The sequence below is a fragment of the Pseudomonas frederiksbergensis genome (assembly GCF_001952935.1).
GTDB lineage: Bacteria > Pseudomonadota > Gammaproteobacteria > Pseudomonadales > Pseudomonadaceae > Aquipseudomonas > Aquipseudomonas frederiksbergensis.
In genome coordinates, this window is record NZ_CP018319.1 from 5,351,343 (window position 1) to 5,370,975 (window position 19,633).

Consider the following 19,633-nt stretch of genomic DNA (forward strand, 5'->3'; position numbering starts at 1 on the left):
CGTGCCAGCGGATTTACGCCAGTACCGCCACTGCCTTGATCTGTGCCCAGAGCTGCTGGCCAGGGTGCACGCCCAATTGGTCCCGGGAGTAGCGGGTGATCCGCGCCAGCAGCGGTGTGCCGGCAGCGTCCAGGCGGATCAGCGCGTGGGCGGCGTTGTCCGCTCCCATTTCACTGATCACGGTGACCGGCAGGCGATTGAGGATGCTGCTTTGCTCGACACTTTGCAGGCTCAGGCTGACATCCCGCGCCTGAACCTTGCAGCGCAGCGCCTGACCCGGGGTCATCAGTGAGTGAGCCACGCGAATGTTCAGGGTCGTGTTCGGCAGTTGCAGGGTCAGCAACTGATAGTCGGCGTCATAGGCAATGACGTGCCCCTCGATCACCACGCCGGCGTCGTCGCCCAGCGCCAGGGGCAAGTCGAGGCGCGCCAGCGTTTCGCCGATAGCGCCGCTGGCCAGTGCCTTGCCATTGCTGAGCAGAACAAGGTGATCGGCCAGCCGCGCGACTTCATCCTGCGAGTGGCTGACGTACAACACCGGGATGTCCAATTCATCATGCAGACGTTGCAAATAAGGCAGGATTTCGTTTTTGCGCTGGCTGTCCAACGCCGCCAGCGGCTCGTCCATCAGCAACAGCTTCGGGCTGGTGAGCAGGGCACGAGCGATGCCGACCCGCTGCCGTTCACCGCCGGAAAGGTGCTGCGGGTGGCGATCCAGCAAATGGCCGATTCCGAGCAGTTCAGTCACGTGTGCCATGTCGACCCGCCGCTGGTGGCGAGGAGTGCGCTTGAGGCCGAACTGCAGATTAGCCAGCACCGACAGATGGGGAAACAGGCTGGCTTCCTGAAAGACGTAACCCAGCGCCCGCTTGTGTGGCGGCACGAAAATCTTCCTGTCGCTGTCCTGCCAGATCTCATCGTTGACCTGGATGAAGCCCTCATCGGCCTTCTCCAGGCCGGCAATGCAGCGCAGGCAGGTGGTCTTGCCCGAACCGGAATGACCGTAAAGAGCAGTGACACCGCGGCCGGGCAATTGCAGGTCCACCTCCAGGGCGAACCCTGAGTACTTCAGTTTCAGACGCGTATGAATCATCGGTCAGCTCCAGCCTGCTTTGGTTTTACGGCTGGAGTAGAGCGCCAGCAACACAATAAAAGAGAACACCAGCATCGCCCCGGCCAGCCAATGAGCCTGGGCGTATTCCATGGCTTCGACGTGATCGTAGATCTGCACCGAGACCACCCGGGTCTTGTCGGGAATGTTGCCGCCGATCATCAGCACCACACCGAATTCCCCGACGGTGTGGGCGAAACCGAGAATGGCAGCGGTGATGAACCCAGGGCGGGCCAGCGGCAGGATCACGCTGAAAAACGTGTCCCAGGGATTGGCACGCAAGGTCGCAGCCACCTCCAAGGGGCGAGTGCCGATGGCAGAAAAAGCATTTTGCAGCGGCTGGACCACGAACGGCATCGAGTAGAGCACCGAGCCGATCACCAGCCCCGCAAAACTGAAGGTCAGGGTCCCGAGCCCCAGTGATTGGGTGAAGTGGCCGACAAACCCGTTAGGGCCGAGCGCCAGCAACAGATAGAAGCCAATCACCGTCGGCGGCAGCACCAGGGGCAGGGCGACGATCGCCCCGACCGGGCCGCGCAACCACGAGCGGGTGCGCGATAGCCATAACGCAATCGGAGCGCCGATGACCAGCAGGATAACTGTAGTCAGGGACGCCAGTTTCAGGGTCAGCCAAATGGCGGAAAAGTCGGCACTCGATAGCGTCATTAGAGTTGGTAACCGTAGGATTTGATGACAGCGGCGGCTTTCGGACCTTTGAGGTAGTCAACCAGCGCCTTGGCAGCCGGATTGTCCTTGCCTTTATTGAGGATCACCGCGTCTTGTTTGATCGGATCGTGCATGTCGGCTGGAACGATCCAGGCCGAGCCGCCGGTGACTTTGCCGTCTTTGTAGATCTGCGACAAGGCCACAAAACCGAGTTCGGCATTACCGGTGGAGACGAACTGGTAGGCCTGGGTGATGTTCTGGCCTTCAACGATCTTGGTCTTGACCTTGTCGGTCAGGTCCAGCGTGGCCAGCACCTGCGTGGCGGCGAGACCGTAAGGCGCGGCTTTCGGGTTGGCGATGGACAGGTGCTGATACTGGTTGTCGCTCAGCACTTTGCCCTTTGCATCGACATAACCTTCTTTCGCCGACCACAGGGCCAGGGTGCCGATGGCGTAAGTGAAGCGCGAGCCTTTGACGGTGTCGCCTTCGGTTTCGAGTTTTTGCGTGGTGGTGTCGTCCGCCGAGAGGAACACTTCGAACGGTGCGCCGTTCTTGATCTGGGTGTAGAACTGGCCGGTTGCACCAAAAGATGTCACCAGTTTATGCCCGGTGTCTTTTTCGAAATCAGCGGCGATCGCCTGAATCGGTGCCGAGAAGTTGGCGGCGACAGCGACCTGGACTTCGCCCGCCTGGGCGGACACGAAAGCGAACACTGCGAGCAGGGTTGCCAGGCAGGTGGGGGCAAAACGTGAGGCACGAATGATCATGAAACGGCTCCGTTGTAGGCAGGTGCAACGAGGAGGGAAAACGCTATATAACAGAATATATAGCGAAATGCCTGCAAACGGAACGTGTTGAATGCGCGTTATTGAGGACACGCAGGTGAGTGCGTTACCGACGAACTAACCTGGCCAATCCTTCCTCAGCCAGCTTCCGCGTCAATTCAGCCGTGGTCATTTCAACACCCAGCGTAAATGCCTGACCCGCCCAGAGATTGCTGAAATCCGCTTCTCCCTTGGCGCGCAACGGCATCAGCGCACCACCCGCCAGCGGGAAGGCTGGTGCATTGGCGCTCATAGGCCCGAGTTCGCGCATTACCCGATTGAGAATTCCGCGTGCCGGGCGCCCGGTAAAAATGTTAGTGATGGCCGTTTCACTTTCCTTGGCCGTACGCAACGCCTTGTGGTGAGACGCGCTGACCTTGGCCTCCGGTGTGAACAAGTACGCCGTGCCCACTTGCACCGCCGAAGCCCCCAACAGGAATGCCGCCGCGACGCCTCGTGCATCGGCAATCCCGCCGGCAGCAATCACCGGCACTTTCACCGCATCGACGATCTGCGGCACCAACGCAAAGATCCCTACCTGGGTGCTCAGATCATCACTGAGAAACATGCCCCGATGGCCACCGGCTTCATACCCCATGGCAATGATTGCGTCACAACCGTGCTGTTCGAGCCAAATGGCCTCTTCAACCGTGGTAGCCGAAGAGAGCACTTTCGCTCCAGTGGCTTTCACGCGGTCCAGCAGGGATTTTTCCGGCAGGCCGAAGTGGAAACTCACGACCTCAGGGCGAAACTCTTCGACCACTTCGCAGGCCGCATTATCGAAGGGGGCTCGATTGGACACCGGCGTGGGCGCGTCGAAGTCCACGCCAAGTTCCCGATAGTAGGGCTCCAGCAGATTCTTCCAGTCTTGAGCGCGTTGCTCATCGGCGGCGGGTGGCTGATGGCAGAAGTAGTTGACGTTGATCGGGCGTTGAGTGTGTTGACGAATCATTTTCAGCTCTTCGCGCAACTGATCGATGCTCAACATGGCTGCCGGCATCGAGCCCAGGCCTCCGGCGTTGCTGGCGGCGATAACCATGGCCGAGTTGGTCGCGCCGGCCATGGGCGCCTGGATGATCGGCAGCTCAATGCCGAGTAGGTCAAGAATGCGGGTATCTGGCCATTTGCTCATTTGAAGGGTTCTCCGACGTCATAACAGGGCAGGGACGGTAGGACCGATTTTGTAACAGCTATGCCTGACATAAGGCCAGTCGAGTTTTTGTTCCATGTGCCACTCTTGGCTTAAAGTCGAGTACGGTGAAATATTGCTGTGTGGTATTTCAACTGCACGACAACTGAGATGATTCCATCTGGAGGCAGCAATGTTCCAAGGCATTTTGATCGACAAAGACGACAGCGGTTACCGGGCCACACTGCAAGAGATCAATGACGATCAACTGCCCGAGGGCGATGTGACAGTGCGTGTTGCGTACAGCACGCTGAACTTCAAGGATGGCCTGGCGATCACCGGCAGCAGCCCGGTGGTGCGAAAGTTCCCGATGGTGCCGGGGATCGATCTGGCAGGCACTGTCGAATCCAGTGAGCATCCGGATTACAAGGTCGGCGATCAGGTCGTACTCAATGGCTGGGGTGTTGGCGAAGGGCATTGGGGCGGACTGGCGCAGAAGGCTCGCTTGAACGGCGACTGGTTGATTCCGCTACCCAAAGAGTTCTCTGCGGCGCAAGCGATGGCCATCGGCACGGCGGGTTACACGGCGATGCTGAGCATCCTGGCGCTGGAACATAATGGCGTGACGCCTGATCAGGGCGACGTATTGGTCACCGGCGCCAATGGCGGTGTAGGCAGTTTCGCCATTGCACTGCTGAATAAGCTCGGCTATCGAGTGGTCGCGTCCACCGGCCGCACCTCCGAACACGATTACCTCAAGCAACTGGGCGCCAGCGAAATCATCGACCGCGCCACGCTGTCCGAGCCGGGCAAACCCTTGGCCAAGGAGCGCTGGGCGGCGGTCATCGACTCGGTCGGCAGCCACACGTTGGCCAACGCCTGTGCCAGCACCAAGGCCAACGGCACTGTCGCCGCGTGTGGCCTGGCGCAAGGCATGGACTTCCCGGCTTCAGTCGCACCGTTCATTTTGCGCGGCGTGACCCTGGCCGGGATCAACAGCGTGACTCAGCCCAAAGCCAAGCGGATACTGGCCTGGAATCGTCTGGCCAAGGATCTCGACTTCGCCTTGCTGCCGTTGATCAGTCACGAAATCGGTTTGAGTGAAACGATCGAGGCCGCACCGCGTTTGCTCGCTGGTCAGTTACGTGGTCGGGTGGTGGTCGACGTCAATCGTTAACTGTTCACCCATAATTCAAACAGACAAATGACAGAGACAAGGACTATTGACCATGGATGTAAAGCAGCGTGAAGTGCGCCCCTTTAGCGTCTCGGGCCTGCAAGTGCGCACCTGCAATGCCTCAGAGCAGCAGCCAGGCACTGCGCGCATCGGCCCGATGTGGGAACGATTTTTCGTTGAGGACATCTTCGACAAGATCCCCCACAAAAAGCCGGATTCCTTCATGTACGGCGTCTATTCAAACTACGAGTCCGACGCTTCTGGCCACTTCGATGTGACCGCGGGTGCGGCGGTCACCGCGCCCTCGGAGGACTTTGCGCAGATTCAAGTGGAGGGAGGCGACTACCTGGTGTTCAGTGCGAAAGGGGCGATGCCGGACTGTGTCATTCAGGCATGGGGCCTGATCTGGGCTTACTTTAAGGACAACCCGCAGGTTTGCCGCTCGTTCGCCACAGACTTCGAGGTCTATACCAGCCCGGATTCAGTGTCGGTCTATATCGGCATTCAGGACTCAGACGGGTTTTCGCGCTCAAGCAATTGACGCTTGCGCTCCACACCCCAGCGATAGCCCGACAGATTGCCGTCGCTGCGCACCACGCGGTGGCACGGAATCGCCACCGCCAGGTTGTTCGCGCCGCAAGCTTGAGCCACGGCGCGCATCGCTTTTGGCGCGCCGATTCGTTGAGCGATATCGGCATAGCTGGCGGTGCAGCCGACGGGAATTTCCCGCAGGGCTTGCCAGACACGTTCCTGAAAAGCGGTGCCACGAACATCCAGCGGCAAGTCGAGGCCAAGGGCCGGCGCTTCGATAAAACCAACCACCTTGGCGATCAGTTGCTCGAACGCTTGGTCGGCGCCAATCAGATTGGCACGCCGAAATTTGTCCTGTAGATCGCAAACCAGTTGGTGCGGGTCATCGCCCAGCAGGATCGCGCAAACACCCCGTTCACTCTGCGCGACCAGAATCGCTCCCAGGGAACATTGGCCGACGGCAAAACGAATGTCGTTGTTCTGACCGGCGGCGCGGTAATCACCGGGTTTCATGCCCAATAGCTGATCGGCGGCTTCATAGAAACGGCTGTTTGAGTTGAAGCCGGCGTCATACAGCGCATCGGTCACTGAGTCTCCGTCCGCGAGGCGCTCACGGACCCTGCGTGAACGATGGGCCGCAGCGTAACCTTTAGGCGTCAGACCGGTAATCGCTTTGAACACCCGATGGAAGTGAAAGCTGCTGAGGCCCGCGGCAACAGCCAGTTCGCTCAGGACAGGCAGACTCTCCGCGGTTTCGATCTGGCGGCAAGCGGCCGCCACGGTCGCAGCATGTTGCGCGGCGATGTCGCTTTGATCCTTCGCGGCGCGTTTGCTGGGGCGATAACCCGCCGCCTGGGCCTGCTCGGCGGTGTCGAAGAACTCGACGTTCTGTGGTTTTGGCAAACGCGCCAGGCTGCTGGGGCGGCAGTAAATGCCGGTGGTTTTCACGGCATATACAAACTGCCCGTCTGCCCGGGGATCACGCGCGATAACGGCGGCCCAGCGAGGGTCGTTCTCGGTGGCAATCTTAGTCGAATGGCTTGTCATGGCTTCATGTCCGTTGATCCGTTTCATGCAGATTAACCAGCCGACAGGGGCGCCGCACTCCGGGTCTTGCGGTCGAATTCGAAGGCTTCATCCGGCGGTGCGAAAGGTGAAGTTGATCCGCTGTTCGCCCAGTCGCGGGTGTTGGCCATCCTTGATCGGCAGGACCCCGTGATAACGCAAACGATCCACGCCACCCCAGACCACGATGTCGCCATGCAACAGCGGCACGCGTTGGCTTTTATCGCTGCGCTCGAAGCCGCCGAACAGGAACATCGCCGGCAGTCCAAGGGACACTGAAACAATGGGCGCTGCGTAGGAAACTTCGTTTTTGTCCTGATGCAACGACATCTTGGCTCCGGGAACATAGCGGTTGATCAGGCAGGAATCCGGCAGGAAATCCGCAAACCCCGCTTCCCGCGCCGCCGCTTGTGCCAGTTCAAGAAACACCTCGGGCATTTTCGGCCAGGGTTGCCCGGTCAGCGGATCCTCGCGGGTATAGCGATAACCGCTGCGGTCGGTGGTCCAGCCCAGCAATCCGCAACTGCTCAAGGCGACCGACATGGTAAAGCCCCCGGGCGTGATCATCTGCCGAAACGGTGCGGCCGCCAGAACCGCGTCCAGCGCGGGCAGCAACTGATCCAGCCAGGGCAGGGCAAAGCCTCTGAGGACGCAGGACTGGTCGCCGATACGATCGAGCCTGGGTTGCTGCTCGGGTTCCGCGTCGGCAAACAAGTCGAAGGTGGTCGGGTTCATGGGGTCATAACGCGTCGTGAAAGATGATTCCAAGGGTATGCCGTATTCCGCTGTGCAGGCGACTCACGCCGTGGCGCAGGGTCACTCGGTAATAGCCACGAACGCCTTTGACCGGTCGTTGGTTGACGGCAAAGATCAGAGCATCGCCTTTCTTCAGGCCGATGACTTGGGGGCGCGACTGCATTCGCGGGCGCTGCTCCGTCAGCACGAACTCGCCGCCGGTGAAGTCGTCTTCCGGCTCTGACAGCAGAATCGCCACTTGCAGCGGGAACACGTGTTCACCGTACAGGTCCTGATGCAAGCAGTTGTAGTCCTGCGGTCCATATTGCAGCAACAGCGGCGTCGGGCGTTCCTGACCGGCGGCATGACAGCGGTCGAGAAATGCTTCATGGGTTTGCGGGAAACGGGTTGGCAGGTTCATGTGCTCGTACCAGCGATTGGCAATGGGCACCAATCGAGGATAGAGCGCACTGCGCAAACGGGCGACGACATTTGGTAACGGGTATTTGAAGTATTTGTACTCGCCACGGCCAAAGCCGTGACGCGCCATGATTACTTGCGAGCGAAACGGTTCGGAACGGGCATACAGAGCGCTGATTTCATCGCAGGTCTGATGGCTTACAAGCGACTTGATAACCGCGCAGCCATCCTGATCGAGCTGCTGCTCTAGCATGACCCAGTCCAGTCCATCGAGAGAGCGCTCGCTCATCGCTGCGCCTCACGATCCAGCAATTGCCGTTTACGCTCCAGCCCCCAACGGTAGCCGCCAAGGCTGCCAGCCGAAAGATCGCGCTCCAGCATTGTGAGGTCATCACCGATCAGCAGCGCACACAAACCCTCGGCGCTGAACGCCAGCAGCAAGACGCCAAGGCTGGAAGTGCCGCTGATGAAGCGAATCGAGGAAGTAGGCATGTTCTGACTCCTTAACCAAAGGTTGAGGTGGCCAGTCTGGGGAGCTGGGATTGCGTTGACACTCCGGCGCTTGCGGTTGAATTCCGGAGGCAGGAGCAGACGTCCATGTTGTCGCTCCGGATCCCGTTACAGCGCTTTGCTGACGTTGATGTCGCTAATGACATCGTCGCTCGAACCATGAAGAGCATTCAGCGCAGCCTTGGCTTCTTCTTCGGTGCCGTTTTCAAGCTGGGCAAATTCGAAGCGGCGCTCACCGTTGAGTTTGTATTTGATGACGTACTTGGTCGTTTGGGCCACGGTCATACCTGCTTTTCCTGGTGTCTGGATGTCACTCAGCTCAGTTTCGTGCTGGAGCGGCGGATGATCTTGATGGTGTGAGTCAGGGTCGGTTTGCGAGTAACGCTGATCGGCCGACGGTTCACCGTGTCGATGGTGATGTTCCAGAAGCCGGTGCTCGGCGCGGTAATCCGGGCCGGGAAGGTGTCGAACGCACCGCCGTGGTAAGTGTGGCGGCCGCCATTCTTGAAGCTGCGAAAATTGGCGTCGTTCATCAAACGGATGTTGCATGTTTGGGAGCATTGAATGACGACGATGTCGTCTTCGTTGAGGTGCTCGCGCTGGTGGATAAATTTCATGAGGCGCCTCCAGAAGGGCTTTTTCTACAAAATCAAAACGATAGCATGTGCGATTGGCGCAGTTTATCAGCCCGAACGGGTTATTATCCGGCCGTCGAGGTCTGGTTTGACAATTAAAAACAGTTATACGGAATTCTATGAGCGATAAACGCAGCATGCCTCGGAGAAAAACAGCATTTGGACTGTCGGAGTGTCTTTATCGGAGGTGTTGTATGAAGTGGGGTGTGCTGTTCCTGCCTATGGCGATAGCGATGAGTGGTTGTGCGAATGTCTCGGAGATCAATGAGTCACTACCGACCATGAGCGTGATTTCTGGCAAGAAGCCTCACGAGTACGCGCAATGCCTCACCGAAAAACTGTCCAGCAGCCGGGGAGCGCTGCAAGTCGAGCCGCACAAGGACGGTGTGCGAGTCATCGTGCCGCAGAAATTCTCCTCGGGGCCGGCCGCGGTATTTGATATTGAAGACCGCTCCACTGGCAGCAGCATCAAGTTGCACGAGCGCATTTCCAATGTGCCGTTGCGCCCCATGGATGTACGCAATGCCGCTACGGCGTGCATTTCTGGCTGATAGACTGTCGCCCGTCAGCACCGATGCCGCCAAAGCAGCGCTTTGGCGGCATTGTCATTTCTGGAGTCGAGCATGAAGCGAGAGCAGGTACAGGAGCGCCATGCAGAGGGTCACATCTCTGCCACCCACGTGATTCAGAATCCGGCGAATCCGGGAGAGTGGATCGTGTTTTTCAAGAAAAGCGCCGGGCGCAGTTATTTTCTGGTCGATGAGAATGATGAAGTCGAATCCTTCAGCAGCCTCGACGATTTGATCGAGACGGTACGCGGCCTCGGGATCAAGTTCGCCGAAATTCACATGTAGGGCAGGGCGCCTTACTTGCAGACCACCACGACGCTGCGGTTCTTGAAGTTGCCGACGTCAACGCCCAGGGTCTTGTCGCTTTCCTTGGTCGACGGTGTTCCGTCGGTACCTACGATCCGATAGCCGGTGCCAGCGCAAGAGGCATCGGCTTTTTCGTAGCAGGTGGCCCAGGAGTTGGCTTCCCCGGAACAGTCGATGGCCAGGCCTTGCTCGCCGTTGTTCAGGTAGGTCGTTTCGGAAGTGGCGCAGCCGCTCAGGGCCAATGCCGCAATCAGGGGCAAAAATTTATTCATGTCGTTGTCGTCGTCAGGATGAGGGGGCTGAGCCTATGACAGCGCTGGCATCAAAAGGTTATAGCGAATGGCCACTTCGTGGCAGGAAATCACAAAAAAGCCCTGCGCAAGGCAGGGCTTGGGTCGAGTCCGGTGCTTCTCAGGACTTGTCCTTGCCGCGACGCTTCGGGGCGGGGTGTTCGAGCTCCAGAACGGATGCCACTTCAATCGCCGACGCTTCGGTGGGAAAAGGCCCGGCGATATTTTCGCCGCCTGCACTGTCTACCCACCACTGACCGTCTTTCGCCTGATTGATCAGGAACCCATTGACACTTTTTGCTTCCGACATCTATCTGCCTCGTTGACTGGTTCAATCGCGCAATGATAGCGCCAAATGCACTCAACGGGTGCTGATGGTGTAGGATTCGCAGCCGTGCAGAACTGATGGTCTGTGCTATCTATAAGGCTGCGGAGTTATCTCGGGAACTATCCGCGAGAATATTTCTCTATGATGGCATCGGTTAGCCAGCGCGGGGCATTGTAAGGTGCACGCCGCCTGATTAGACTGCGCCGAAACTCGTACACACAGCCCTATCAAGGACTTTTATGATCAAGAAATGCTTGTTCCCAGCAGCCGGTTACGGTACTCGCTTCCTGCCAGCGACTAAAGCCATGCCCAAAGAAATGCTGCCGGTGGTAAACAAGCCACTGATCCAGTACGGCGTCGAAGAAGCACTGGACGCAGGGTTGACCGAAATTTCCATCGTTACCGGTCGCGGCAAACGCGCTCTTGAAGACCACTTCGACATCAGCTACGAGCTGGAAAACCAGATCAAAGGCACCGACAAGGAAAAATACCTGGTCGGTATCCGCAAACTGTTGGACGAGTGCTCGTTTTCCTACACCCGCCAGACCGAAATGAAAGGCCTGGGCCACGCTATCCTGACTGGCCGTCCACTGATCGGTGACGAACCGTTCGCGGTAGTGCTTGCGGACGACTTGTGCGTCAACCTCGAAGGCGACGGCGTCCTGACCCAGATGGTCAAGCTGTACGAGCAATACCGCTGCACCATCGTTGCGATCCAGGAAGTGGATCCGATGGAAACCAACAAGTACGGCGTGATCGCCGGCGAGCTGATCGCTGATGATTTGTACCGCGTTCGCAACATGGTCGAAAAACCAGCTCCGGAAGACGCACCGTCGAACCTCGCGATCATCGGTCGTTACATCCTGACGCCGGATATTTTCGAGCTGATCAAGCAAACCGAGCCAGGCAAAGGCGGCGAGATTCAAATCACCGACGCCCTGATGAAGCAGGCGAAAAACGGTTGCGTGATTGCCTACAAGTTCAAGGGGCAGCGTTTTGACTGCGGTGGCGCTGAAGGCTACATCGAGGCGACCAACTTCTGCTTCGAGAACTTCTACAAGACTGGCAAGGCTTACTAATAGCCTCTGACCCACTTGTATTGAAAAGCCACCTTCGGGTGGCTTTTTCATTTTCCGTCCCCATATCGTTCGCAGCGCTTGCCCAACGGACGTCTGCGGGTATGCTTGTGGACTGCCGAGGAGATTGAAAATGGCCTACGATTTTGACCTTTATGTGATTGGCGCCGGTTCCGGCGGTGTGCGGGCTGCGCGTTTTGCTGCCGGTTTTGGCGCGAAAGTGGCTGTGGCCGAGAGCCGCTACCTGGGCGGCACTTGTGTGAATGTTGGCTGTGTGCCGAAGAAACTGCTGGTCTACGGCGCGCATTTCGCCGAAGACTTCGAGCAGTCGCAAGGTTTTGGCTGGACGCCGGGCGAAGCGAAGTTCGATTGGGCGACACTGATCGCCAACAAGGATCGCGAGATCAATCGCCTGAACGGCATCTATCGCAATCTGCTGGTTAACAGTGGCGTGACCTTGCATGAGGGGCACGCCAAAATCGTTGATCCGCATCAGGTCGAGATCAATGGCGAGCGCTACACCGCCAAAAACATCCTGATTGCTACGGGTGGCTGGCCACAGATTCCGGAAGTTCCGGGACATGAGCATGCAATCAGTTCCAACCAGGCGTTCTTCCTTAAAGAGTTGCCCAAGCGCGTTCTGGTGGTAGGCGGTGGTTACATCGCCGTCGAATTCGCCGGGATCTTCCACGGTCTGGGCGCTGAAACCACGTTGCTGTATCGCGGTGAGCTGTTCCTGCGCGGCTTCGACGGTGCGGTGCGTAAACATCTGCATGAGGAGTTGACCAAGCGCGGCATGAACCTGCAATTCAACGCCGACATCGAGCGTATCGACAAGCAGTCCGATGGCAGCCTGAAGGTGAGCCTCAAAGACGGCCGTGAGCTGGAGGCGGATTGTGTGTTCTACGCCACCGGTCGACGTCCGATGCTCGACAATCTTGGGCTGGAAAACACCGGCGTCAAACTCGACAAGAAAGGTTTTGTCGAAGTTGACGAGCAGTATCAGACGGCTGAACCGTCGATCCTGGCGCTTGGCGATGTAATCGGTCGGGTTCAGCTGACGCCGGTCGCGCTGGCCGAAGGCATGGCCGTGGCGCGACGTTTGTTCAAGCCTGAGCAGTATCGCCCGGTGGATTACAAGATGATCCCGACCGCGGTATTCAGCTTGCCGAACATCGGCACGGTCGGTTTCACCGAGGAAGAGGCCCGGGAGGCCGGTCACGATGTGGTGATCTTCGAAAGCCGCTTCCGTCCAATGAAGCTGACCCTGACCGAATGCCAGGAGCGCACCCTGATGAAGCTGGTGGTGGATGCCAAGACCGACAAGGTTCTGGGCTGTCACATGGTTGGTCCGGATGCTGGAGAAATTGTGCAGGGCTTGGCAATCGCCTTGAAGGCGGGTGCCACCAAACGCGATTTCGATGAAACCATCGGCGTGCATCCAACTGCCGCCGAAGAGTTCGTCACCATGCGCACGCCGGTCGCGGGTTAATCGTCCTTTTGAGGCTCTGATGCGTCTGGCGCTGTCGCAACGACGGCTGCCAGGCGCACGGTCTCATCAAGGCTCGCCTGAGTCTTGATCAGCTCAATTTCCAGCGCTTTGTTTATCTGCGACTGTTCATCGACGTTCTGTTTCAGTGACTGGCTTTCCAGCAGGGCAGCGCGCAAGCGTTCCTGGAGGAGGGTGCGTTCGCTGTCGATGCGGTTGACCTGTTCCAGCAGCTGATCCTGTCGAGCGTTGGTTTGCTTGAGTTGATCTTGCAGCAGGCTCAACTCTCTCAGGGTGCCACGGTTCTCCGTCAACAAACGTTCGTTGTCGCGGTGCAGTTGCGTGATCTCATCCTGGCGCACCAATGCGCTTTGCTGGGCCTGGCGCAACTCCATTTGAATCTGCTGCACCTGGCTTTCGTGGCGGCGCTGCTCCTGCTCGCGCTGTTCTTTGACGGCATTGCGGTAATGCTCCAGGGCATCGCGAGCGTGCAGGTGCTTTTCTTCCAATGAGCGGATCTGCTCATCCTTGTCTTGCAAGCGTAATTCGAAATCGGCCAGCGCCTGGTTCAGTCCGGCGTTGCGGGTTTGTTCGGTCTGCAGCATGGCGCCGGTTTCTTGCAGGGCCTCGGACTCTTGCGTCAGTGCCAGGCTTTGAATCTCGTACTGCTGCTGCAATTGCGTGTTGGCCTGCTGGGCTTCATGCAGCTGCGTATCCAGCGCTTTCTTTTGTTTGTCGAACTGCTCGCGAGCCTGATCGATGGGCTCCTGAGCCTGCTCCTTGAGTCTTTGTGCCAGCCGCGAGACCAGACCCGCCAGCTCGTCATCAATGGGTTCTGGCGGCACTTCGGCGCGTTCGGCGCCGTCATCCAGCTCCTTCAAATAGCGATGAATCGTGGTTTTCGAGCCCGTGTTGCCCATCTCGATCCGTACTGCATCGATGCTTGGGTTTTCACCGCGCGCCAGAATTGCCAGGCGCGCCGCTTGCACCACCGCTTTGTTTACACCGCCACGAGCCATGAGTTCTCCTACGATTTCGTGCTGTGGTACATGCCACCTAAGTACATAATGTACCACGCCACAAAAAAACTTAAAATACGACAAGTATTCATGCGGGATATACTGGTATTACCCCGTGTGATGAGCCCTGTGGTGCGTTTTCACCCGCCAAAGCGGTACGTTTTAGAGAGTTGAGCCCATGACTGAGCTGGATCGTTACCTGCAAGCCGCCACCCGCGACAACACCCGTCGCAGCTATCGGGCGGCCATCGAGCATTTTGAAGTCAGTTGGGGCGGTTTCTTGCCGGCGACCAGTGACAGTGTGGCGCGCTACCTCGTTGCTCATGCGGGAGTGCTGTCGATCAACACTTTGAAGTTGCGTCTGTCAGCGCTGGCGCAATGGCACAACAGTCAGGGGTTTCCTGACCCCACCAAGGCGCCGGTGGTGCGCAAGGTATTCAAGGGCATTCGCGCGCTACACCCGGCTCAAGAAAAACAGGCCGAGCCTTTGCAGCTTCAACATCTGGAGCAAGTGGTTGCCTGGCTGGAGCAAGAAGCGCAAACCGCAAAATCTGAACAGGATCAACCTGCTCTGTCGCGGGCCAGGCGCGACAAGGCGTTGATTCTCTTGGGCTTCTGGCGCGGTTTTCGTAGTGATGAGTTGTGCCGGTTACAGATCGAGCACGTGCAAGCGGCTGCCGGCTCAGGCATCACGCTCTATTTGCCGCGAACCAAGAGTGACCGCGAAAACCTTGGCAAGACTTACCAGACGCCAGCGTTGCAGCGCCTGTGCCCGGTGCAGGCGTACATCGACTGGATCACCGAAGCCGCGCTGGTTCGCGGGCCGGTATTCCGGGGCATCGACCGTTGGGGCCACCTGAGCGAGGAGGGGCTGCACGCCAACAGCGTGATCCCGTTGCTGCGCCAGGCGCTGGAGCGCGCCGGCATCCCGGCCGAGCATTACACCAGTCACTCCTTGCGGCGCGGCTTTGCCACGTGGGCGCATCAGAGCGGGTGGGACTTGAAGTCGTTGATGAGTTACGTGGGCTGGAAGGATATGAAGTCCGCCATGCGCTATGTTGAAGCCAGCCCGTTTCTCGGGATGACACCGCTCGCGGAAAAAACCATTGGCGCTGCTAAGTAAGTTTTCTTCTATTAATACGTTCGGCTAATAGCGAAAAACAATGAGCAGCATGAGCTTTGCCAATGAGCCATCTGGCAATCGAGTCGGTAGGATTCACGCCATCAACTTCTCAACCAAACTTTTCAACCCTGACGGAGAGTCATCGATGCCTATCATCAACAGCCAAGTTAAACCGTTCAAAGCTACCGCCTACAAAAATGGCGACTTCGTACAAGTGTCGGACGCTGACCTGAAAGGCAAGTGGTCTGTCGTGTTCTTCTACCCAGCCGACTTCACCTTCGTTTGCCCGACCGAACTGGAAGACCTGGCTGACAACTACGACGCGTTCCAGAAGCTGGGCGTCGAGATCTACAGCGTTTCCACCGATACCCACTTTGCCCACGCTGCCTGGCATAACACTTCGCCAGCCATCGGCAAAATCCAGTACACCATGATCGGCGACCCGACTCACGCCATCTCCCGCAACTTCGACGTGCTGATCGAAGAAGCTGGTCTGGCTGACCGTGGCACCTTCGTGATCAACCCTGAAGGCCAGATCAAAATCGTTGAGCTGAACGATGGCGGCGTTGGCCGTGACGCTTCCGAGCTGCTGCGCAAAATCAAGGCTGCTCAGTACGTCGCCGCTCACCCAGGCCAGGTTTGCCCAGCCAAGTGGAAAGAAGGCGAGGCCACTCTGGCTCCGTCCCTGGACCTGGTCGGCAAGATCTAAGTCTGTGGATCGCATCATCAGGGCGGGTTTCCGCACCTAAGTAAGCTGCAACCGCCCAATAAAAACGCCCGGGCGAGATTCGCTCGGGCGTTTTTTTTACGAAATGAAAAAAGGAAATCGCCCGTATGTTGGACGCCAATCTTAAAGCCCAGTTGAAGTCGTACCTGGAACGGGTCACCCAGCCGATCGAGATCATCGCCTCCCTCGACGACGGTGCGAAATCCCAGGAAATGCTCGCTCTTCTGGAAGACGTTGCCAGTCTTTCCAGTCAAATTACCTTGCTCGATAACGGTGACGATGCACGTAAACCATCGTTCTCGATCAACCGTCCGGGTGCCGATATCAGCCTGCGTTTCGCCGGCATCCCGATGGGTCACGAATTCACATCCCTGGTGCTGGCCTTGCTGCAAGTCGGCGGTCACCCTTCGAAAGCCAGCGTTGAAGTGATCGAACAGATTCGCTCGCTCAAAGGCGAGTTCAGCTTCGAGACTTACTTCTCGCTGTCCTGCCAGAACTGCCCGGACGTGGTCCAGGCACTGAACCTGATGGCCGTGCTGAACCCGAACATCCGCCACGTCGCCATTGACGGCGCGCTGTTCCAGGCTGAAGTCGATGACCGTCAGATCATGGCCGTGCCAAGCGTTTACCTGAACGGCGTGAACTTTGGCCAGGGTCGTATGGGCCTGGAAGAAATTCTCGCCAAGATCGACACCAGCGGCATCGAGCGTCAGGCCGAGAAAATCAGTGCCAAAGAAGCCTTTGACGTGCTGGTCGTCGGCGGTGGCCCGGCCGGTGCTTCCGCCGCGATCTACGCTGCCCGCAAAGGCATTCGTACCGGTGTGGCGGCTGAACGTTTTGGTGGGCAGGTGCTCGACACCATGGCCATCGAGAACTTCATCTCCGTGCAGGAAACCGAAGGGCCGAAACTGGCTGTGGCGTTGGAAGAACACGTCAAGCAATACGACGTCGACATCATGAACCTGCAACGCGCCGACAAGTTGCTGCCGGGCAAAAATGGTGAGTTGCACGAAGTCCACTTCGCCAGCGGCGCGACCCTGAAAGCCAAGACCGTGATCCTGGCGACCGGTGCGCGGTGGCGTGAAATGAACGTCCCGGGAGAGCAGCAATACCGCAACAAAGGCGTGGCGTACTGCCCGCACTGCGACGGTCCGTTGTTCAAAGGCAAGCGCGTGGCGGTGATTGGTGGCGGTAACTCCGGCGTCGAAGCCGCTATCGACCTGGCGGGCATCGTGTCCCACGTAACGCTGCTGGAGTTCGACGTGCAACTGCGCGCCGATGCGGTCTTGCAGCGCAAGTTGCACAGCTTGCCGAACGTCACCGTGATCACCAGTGCGCAAACCACTGAAGTGTTGGGCGACGGCCAGAAGGTCAACGGCTTGCGTTACAAGGATCGTCAGTCGGACGAGTCGCGTACCGTCGAGCTGGAAGGGATCTTCGTGCAGATCGGTTTGTTGCCCAACACCGACTGGCTCAAAGGCACCATCGAGTTGTCGCCTCGCGGCGAGATCATCGTCGATGCCCGCGGTGAAACGTCGATGCCGGGCGTGTTCGCTGCCGGTGACGTGACCACCGTGCCGTACAAGCAGATCGTGATTGCAGTGGGCGAGGGCGCAAAGGCTTCCCTGAGCGCATTCGATCACCTGATCCGGACCTCGGCTCCGGCATAAAACCTCGGTGCTGAAAACACAAAAACCCCATGAGCGATCATGGGGTTTTTTGTGTCTTGCACATTCCCAATGTGGGAGCGGGCTTGCTCGCGAATGCGGTTTGTCATTCAGCAGTGATGTCGCCTGACAGTCCGCATTCGCGAGCAAGCCCGCTCCCACAGGGGGTCTGCAGTGGGGCTTACATCGGTGCGGGCTGGATGATCTCGACCCAGTACGCATCCGGGTCTTTGATGAACGCCAGGCTCTTCATACGGCCGTCATTCAGGCGTTTCTGGAAGTCGCAGCCCAGCGCTTCGAAACGCTCGCATGCAGCGACGATGTCCGGCACCGAGATGCAAATGTGGCCAAAACCACGTGGGTCGGTGTTGCCGTTGTGGTAAGCGAAATCCGCGTCGTTCTCGGTGCCGTGGTTGTGGGTCAACTCGAGAATGCCGGGAATCGACTTCATCCACTCGGTGCGAGCAGCAGCGTCGGCCGGGATCTGGTTTTTATCAACCAGCGCCAGGAAGTACAGGCTGAACTCGGCTTCCGGGAAGTCGCGTTTCTCCACCAGCGAGAAACCCAAAATGCGCGTGTAGAAATCCAGGGACTTGGTGATGTCCTTGACTCGCAACATGGTGTGGTTGAAGACGAACTTCTGGGTGGCGGTGTCAGGTTGTGCAGTCACGCCTGGGAAGGTGTTCAGTTCGTGCAGGCTCATGGGCCCTCCGGAAAATATGTGGGGCTAACGAATGGCGACAATGATACGCAAGGGCTCTGACATCACCAAACCCAAACAGTCGGCTCTTGCCTGACCGACGGGCGAGGCTCAGACTTTGCGGTTCAATCCGTGAGTGTTCATTGCAATGATGCGTATCTGTAAATCGATGTTCGTCCTGATCTGCGTGCTTGCAGGTGTTAACAGCGCTCAAGCAGACGAGCCAATCATGACCTGGCCCGACGGCTGGGAGGTTGAAGCTGTCCCGCAAGATGTCGCCAATGCCCAGGTATCCCGTCAGCGCGCGGTGAAAAACGATCAGGGCGGCACGCCGGTGATGGTGATGGAGTTGACCATGTCTCGGGTGGAAAGCGGTCATCAGGTGAATCTACAAGGCGTGTTGCTGGAGATACGCAAGTCGGTGCAAAAGGATTTCTTTCAAGGCGGTTATCAAAGTGTCTGCAACAAGATTCACCCGGCGACCTTGAGTCGCTTATCAGCGCTGGAAACTACCTGCACGATCACACAGAACGGAAGGCATGTGCTCTCTCAAACATTGGTTGCCGCCGTGGACGGCGATAAGGCCTATGTTCTTTCCTACGCGGGGCAGGCAGAGGTTTATAAGGCAAGTCAGGATGAAATAGAGGCGGCCCGTAACAGCCTGAAACTTTAGTTAAAGATTTCAATGGCTGCCGCTTTCAGCACATTCGGAAATTTTTAGATACCCAAACGGATTAAGCACAAAGTTATTCAACAAGTAGCGAGTTGATCGACGCCAATCGTTGCATTTAGAAGGCGTCCATGAAAAAGCCCTGCATTGGCAGGGCTTTTTTGTCACCGCGAGTGCTTAGCCACGCAGCCAGGAATCAACGGTAGCTGCACCGTACTGTTCCTTCCAGGCTTTCAGGCCGCGGTGGTTGCCACCCTTGGTTTCAATCAGTTCACCGGTGTGCGGGTTCTGATAAACCTTTACCACGCGAGCGCGGCGGGTTTTGGGTGTTGCCTGTTGCAGACCGGATTTTGCCGGGTTCGGATCGAGAATGGCGATGATGTCGCGCAGGCTCTTGCCGTAGGTTTTCATCAGCCCCTGGAGCTTTTCTTCGAATTCGATTTCTTTCTTGAGCCCGGCATCATTCTTCAGGGTTTCCAGCTGTTTTAGCTGCTCTTGAAGGGCCTTTTCAGCTGCACGAAATTCAGCGAGTCTGGACAATATCTTTACTCCAATAGTGTGTTTGGCTGATACCAACCGCAAACAAAGCTATAAGCCAAGAGCCTTGAAGCGACCCGGTGATAATGGCTCACCTGCCAATCTAGCGCAGGCATGAAAAATTGTAGTAGTTAATTGGCCAAGAGTAAATCCTGTCTTTTTCTTCATGTAACAACAGTAGTCTTTTGATTCAAATTGGTGCGTGATTTCTTGTCAGCGTCGCTGAGCGCCACTAGTTAATGGTGACTTAATGCGTTAATGAAGACCGTGCCAGCATCGGCCGGCCGAACAGATAACCTTGCAAGAAGTTCACGCGGTGAGCGGTCAGA

Annotated in this window: 25 protein-coding genes; 10 read left to right on the forward strand and 15 right to left on the reverse strand. The window is 57.7% G+C overall.

The features are described from left to right. Positions 1-13: 13 nt before the first annotated feature. The 4 genes from modC to PFAS1_RS25260 all read right to left on the reverse strand — a co-directional run bounded on the left by modC (position 14) and on the right by PFAS1_RS25260 (position 3,733). Complete coding sequence (gene modC / locus PFAS1_RS25245) at positions 14-1,093, reverse strand: molybdenum ABC transporter ATP-binding protein (protein ID WP_076030965.1); 1,080 nt, start codon at positions 1,091-1,093, stop codon at positions 14-16. A gap of 3 nt (positions 1,094-1,096) precedes the next feature. Next, entirely contained in the window at positions 1,097-1,777 is a 681-nt protein-coding gene (gene modB / locus PFAS1_RS25250; RefSeq protein ID WP_076030966.1) for a molybdate ABC transporter permease subunit, read from the reverse strand. Further along, on the reverse strand, positions 1,777-2,544 hold the full coding sequence (gene modA / locus PFAS1_RS25255) for a molybdate ABC transporter substrate-binding protein (RefSeq protein WP_076030967.1): 768 nt from the start codon (positions 2,542-2,544) through the stop codon (positions 1,777-1,779). The genes modB and modA overlap by 1 nt, the downstream gene beginning before the upstream one ends. Before the next feature lie 124 nt (positions 2,545-2,668). Beyond that, positions 2,669-3,733, reverse strand: coding sequence for an NAD(P)H-dependent flavin oxidoreductase (locus PFAS1_RS25260; protein ID WP_076030968.1), 1,065 nt, complete (start codon positions 3,731-3,733; stop codon positions 2,669-2,671). Positions 3,734-3,923: 190 nt separating this feature from the next. Between PFAS1_RS25260 and acuI the strand changes: the two genes are divergently transcribed. Together acuI and PFAS1_RS25270 are read left to right on the forward strand one after the other, a co-directional pair. Continuing rightward, positions 3,924-4,907 carry an acrylyl-CoA reductase (NADPH) gene (acuI, locus tag PFAS1_RS25265; RefSeq protein WP_076030969.1) on the forward strand — a complete coding sequence of 328 codons (984 nt, stop codon included), beginning with the start codon at positions 3,924-3,926 and terminating at the stop codon, positions 4,905-4,907. Positions 4,908-4,959: 52 nt separating this feature from the next. Then, the gene (locus tag PFAS1_RS25270; RefSeq protein ID WP_076030970.1) at positions 4,960-5,448 is read left to right on the forward strand and encodes a GyrI-like domain-containing protein; all 489 of its coding nucleotides are present in this window, start codon (positions 4,960-4,962) and stop codon (positions 5,446-5,448) included. On the opposite strand, the gene ada is transcribed toward PFAS1_RS25270, so the two are convergent. From ada to PFAS1_RS25295, 6 genes are all read right to left on the reverse strand, one after another. After that, the gene (ada, locus tag PFAS1_RS25275; protein ID WP_076031602.1) at positions 5,412-6,485 is read right to left on the reverse strand and encodes a bifunctional DNA-binding transcriptional regulator/O6-methylguanine-DNA methyltransferase Ada; all 1,074 of its coding nucleotides are present in this window, start codon (positions 6,483-6,485) and stop codon (positions 5,412-5,414) included. The two genes, PFAS1_RS25270 and ada, sit on opposite strands and share 37 nt — an antisense overlap. Positions 6,486-6,572: 87 nt before the next feature. Then, on the reverse strand, positions 6,573-7,238 hold the full coding sequence (gene alkB, locus PFAS1_RS25280; protein ID WP_076030971.1) for a DNA oxidative demethylase AlkB: 666 nt from the start codon (positions 7,236-7,238) through the stop codon (positions 6,573-6,575). A 4-nt stretch (positions 7,239-7,242) separates the two neighbouring features. After that, a complete protein-coding gene (locus PFAS1_RS25285; protein ID WP_076030972.1) occupies positions 7,243-7,947 on the reverse strand; it encodes a 2OG-Fe(II) oxygenase in 705 nt (234 codons plus the stop codon). Further along, positions 7,944-8,150 (reverse strand): MGMT family protein, encoded by a 207-nt coding sequence (locus tag PFAS1_RS25290; RefSeq protein ID WP_076030973.1) that lies wholly within the window; start codon positions 8,148-8,150, stop codon positions 7,944-7,946. The genes PFAS1_RS25285 and PFAS1_RS25290 overlap by 4 nt, the downstream gene beginning before the upstream one ends. Positions 8,151-8,276: 126 nt before the next feature. Next, a complete protein-coding gene (locus tag PFAS1_RS29640; RefSeq protein WP_156886756.1) occupies positions 8,277-8,453 on the reverse strand; it encodes a hypothetical protein in 177 nt (58 codons plus the stop codon). Positions 8,454-8,482: 29 nt separating this feature from the next. Further along, entirely contained in the window at positions 8,483-8,785 is a 303-nt protein-coding gene (locus PFAS1_RS25295; protein WP_024164534.1) for a DUF1883 domain-containing protein, read from the reverse strand. Between the two features lie 212 nt (positions 8,786-8,997). Between PFAS1_RS25295 and PFAS1_RS25300 the strand changes: the two genes are divergently transcribed. Then, entirely contained in the window at positions 8,998-9,354 is a 357-nt protein-coding gene (locus PFAS1_RS25300; protein ID WP_076030974.1) for a hypothetical protein, read from the forward strand. A 72-nt stretch (positions 9,355-9,426) separates the two neighbouring features. Further along, on the forward strand, positions 9,427-9,657 hold the full coding sequence (locus tag PFAS1_RS25305; protein ID WP_076030975.1) for a hypothetical protein: 231 nt from the start codon (positions 9,427-9,429) through the stop codon (positions 9,655-9,657). 11 nt (positions 9,658-9,668) lie between these two features. On the opposite strand, the gene PFAS1_RS25310 is transcribed toward PFAS1_RS25305, so the two are convergent. Both PFAS1_RS25310 and PFAS1_RS25315 read right to left on the reverse strand, forming a co-directional pair. Then, positions 9,669-9,950: a hypothetical protein gene (locus tag PFAS1_RS25310; RefSeq protein ID WP_076030976.1), complete on the reverse strand. Its 282-nt coding sequence runs from the start codon at positions 9,948-9,950 to the stop codon at positions 9,669-9,671. Between the two features lie 139 nt (positions 9,951-10,089). Then, entirely contained in the window at positions 10,090-10,278 is a 189-nt protein-coding gene (locus PFAS1_RS25315; protein WP_074876938.1) for a hypothetical protein, read from the reverse strand. Positions 10,279-10,535: 257 nt separating this feature from the next. Between PFAS1_RS25315 and galU the strand changes: the two genes are divergently transcribed. Both galU and gorA read left to right on the forward strand, forming a co-directional pair. Next, a complete protein-coding gene (gene galU, locus PFAS1_RS25320) occupies positions 10,536-11,375 on the forward strand; it encodes a UTP--glucose-1-phosphate uridylyltransferase GalU (RefSeq protein ID WP_076030977.1) in 840 nt (279 codons plus the stop codon). A gap of 130 nt (positions 11,376-11,505) precedes the next feature. Next, positions 11,506-12,864 (forward strand): glutathione-disulfide reductase, encoded by a 1,359-nt coding sequence (gorA, locus tag PFAS1_RS25325; protein ID WP_076030978.1) that lies wholly within the window; start codon positions 11,506-11,508, stop codon positions 12,862-12,864. Here gorA and PFAS1_RS25330 read toward each other — a convergent pair. Further along, on the reverse strand, positions 12,861-13,880 hold the full coding sequence (locus PFAS1_RS25330; protein WP_076030979.1) for a DNA-binding protein: 1,020 nt from the start codon (positions 13,878-13,880) through the stop codon (positions 12,861-12,863). The two genes, gorA and PFAS1_RS25330, sit on opposite strands and share 4 nt — an antisense overlap. Positions 13,881-14,058: 178 nt before the next feature. Between PFAS1_RS25330 and PFAS1_RS25335 the strand changes: the two genes are divergently transcribed. From PFAS1_RS25335 to ahpF, 3 genes are all read left to right on the forward strand, one after another. Then, positions 14,059-15,003: a site-specific integrase gene (locus tag PFAS1_RS25335; RefSeq protein WP_076030980.1), complete on the forward strand. Its 945-nt coding sequence runs from the start codon at positions 14,059-14,061 to the stop codon at positions 15,001-15,003. Positions 15,004-15,148: 145 nt separating this feature from the next. Continuing rightward, on the forward strand, positions 15,149-15,712 hold the full coding sequence (gene ahpC / locus PFAS1_RS25340) for an alkyl hydroperoxide reductase subunit C (RefSeq protein WP_008155117.1): 564 nt from the start codon (positions 15,149-15,151) through the stop codon (positions 15,710-15,712). A 125-nt stretch (positions 15,713-15,837) separates the two neighbouring features. After that, positions 15,838-17,400 (forward strand): alkyl hydroperoxide reductase subunit F, encoded by a 1,563-nt coding sequence (gene ahpF, locus PFAS1_RS25345; RefSeq protein ID WP_076030981.1) that lies wholly within the window; start codon positions 15,838-15,840, stop codon positions 17,398-17,400. A gap of 178 nt (positions 17,401-17,578) precedes the next feature. Here ahpF and gloA read toward each other — a convergent pair whose 3' ends face one another. Then, on the reverse strand, positions 17,579-18,100 hold the full coding sequence (gene gloA, locus PFAS1_RS25350) for a lactoylglutathione lyase (RefSeq protein ID WP_033055156.1): 522 nt from the start codon (positions 18,098-18,100) through the stop codon (positions 17,579-17,581). 145 nt (positions 18,101-18,245) lie between these two features. Here gloA and PFAS1_RS25355 point away from each other — a divergent pair, with 145 nt between their 5' ends. After that, on the forward strand, positions 18,246-18,770 hold the full coding sequence (locus tag PFAS1_RS25355) for a DUF4946 domain-containing protein (protein WP_076030982.1): 525 nt from the start codon (positions 18,246-18,248) through the stop codon (positions 18,768-18,770). Between the two features lie 174 nt (positions 18,771-18,944). On the opposite strand, the gene PFAS1_RS25360 is transcribed toward PFAS1_RS25355, so the two are convergent. Then, positions 18,945-19,307, reverse strand: coding sequence for a histone-like nucleoid-structuring protein, MvaT/MvaU family (locus PFAS1_RS25360; RefSeq protein ID WP_008155126.1), 363 nt, complete (start codon positions 19,305-19,307; stop codon positions 18,945-18,947). Between the last annotated feature and the right edge of the window lie 326 nt (positions 19,308-19,633).

Bases quoted from the DNA above. Each gene is read 5' to 3' on its own strand.
- PFAS1_RS25260 (WP_076030968.1), bottom strand. From the start codon at position 3,733: ATGAGCAAATGGCCAGATACCCGCATTCTTGACCTACTCGGCATTGAG.
- PFAS1_RS25270 (WP_076030970.1), top strand. From the start codon at position 4,960: ATGGATGTAAAGCAGCGTGAAGTGCGCCCCTTTAGCGTCTCGGGCCTG.
- gloA (WP_033055156.1), bottom strand. From the start codon at position 18,100: ATGAGCCTGCACGAACTGAACACCTTCCCAGGCGTGACTGCACAACCT.
- ahpF (WP_076030981.1), top strand. From the start codon at position 15,838: ATGTTGGACGCCAATCTTAAAGCCCAGTTGAAGTCGTACCTGGAACGG.
- ada (WP_076031602.1), bottom strand. From the start codon at position 6,485: ATGACAAGCCATTCGACTAAGATTGCCACCGAGAACGACCCTCGCTGG.
- PFAS1_RS25290 (WP_076030973.1), bottom strand. From the start codon at position 8,150: ATGCCTACTTCCTCGATTCGCTTCATCAGCGGCACTTCCAGCCTTGGC.
- PFAS1_RS25335 (WP_076030980.1), top strand. From the start codon at position 14,059: ATGACTGAGCTGGATCGTTACCTGCAAGCCGCCACCCGCGACAACACC.
- alkB (WP_076030971.1), bottom strand. From the start codon at position 7,238: ATGAACCCGACCACCTTCGACTTGTTTGCCGACGCGGAACCCGAGCAG.
- PFAS1_RS25300 (WP_076030974.1), top strand. From the start codon at position 8,998: ATGAAGTGGGGTGTGCTGTTCCTGCCTATGGCGATAGCGATGAGTGGT.
- PFAS1_RS25305 (WP_076030975.1), top strand. From the start codon at position 9,427: ATGAAGCGAGAGCAGGTACAGGAGCGCCATGCAGAGGGTCACATCTCT.
- PFAS1_RS25355 (WP_076030982.1), top strand. From the start codon at position 18,246: ATGATGCGTATCTGTAAATCGATGTTCGTCCTGATCTGCGTGCTTGCA.
- modA (WP_076030967.1), bottom strand. From the start codon at position 2,544: ATGATCATTCGTGCCTCACGTTTTGCCCCCACCTGCCTGGCAACCCTG.
- acuI (WP_076030969.1), top strand. From the start codon at position 3,924: ATGTTCCAAGGCATTTTGATCGACAAAGACGACAGCGGTTACCGGGCC.
- PFAS1_RS29640 (WP_156886756.1), bottom strand. From the start codon at position 8,453: ATGACCGTGGCCCAAACGACCAAGTACGTCATCAAATACAAACTCAAC.
- gorA (WP_076030978.1), top strand. From the start codon at position 11,506: ATGGCCTACGATTTTGACCTTTATGTGATTGGCGCCGGTTCCGGCGGT.
- PFAS1_RS25315 (WP_074876938.1), bottom strand. From the start codon at position 10,278: ATGTCGGAAGCAAAAAGTGTCAATGGGTTCCTGATCAATCAGGCGAAA.
- ahpC (WP_008155117.1), top strand. From the start codon at position 15,149: ATGCCTATCATCAACAGCCAAGTTAAACCGTTCAAAGCTACCGCCTAC.
- modB (WP_076030966.1), bottom strand. From the start codon at position 1,777: ATGACGCTATCGAGTGCCGACTTTTCCGCCATTTGGCTGACCCTGAAA.
- PFAS1_RS25310 (WP_076030976.1), bottom strand. From the start codon at position 9,950: ATGAATAAATTTTTGCCCCTGATTGCGGCATTGGCCCTGAGCGGCTGC.
- PFAS1_RS25295 (WP_024164534.1), bottom strand. From the start codon at position 8,785: ATGAAATTTATCCACCAGCGCGAGCACCTCAACGAAGACGACATCGTC.
- modC (WP_076030965.1), bottom strand. From the start codon at position 1,093: ATGATTCATACGCGTCTGAAACTGAAGTACTCAGGGTTCGCCCTGGAG.
- galU (WP_076030977.1), top strand. From the start codon at position 10,536: ATGATCAAGAAATGCTTGTTCCCAGCAGCCGGTTACGGTACTCGCTTC.
- PFAS1_RS25285 (WP_076030972.1), bottom strand. From the start codon at position 7,947: ATGAGCGAGCGCTCTCTCGATGGACTGGACTGGGTCATGCTAGAGCAG.
- PFAS1_RS25330 (WP_076030979.1), bottom strand. From the start codon at position 13,880: ATGGCTCGTGGCGGTGTAAACAAAGCGGTGGTGCAAGCGGCGCGCCTG.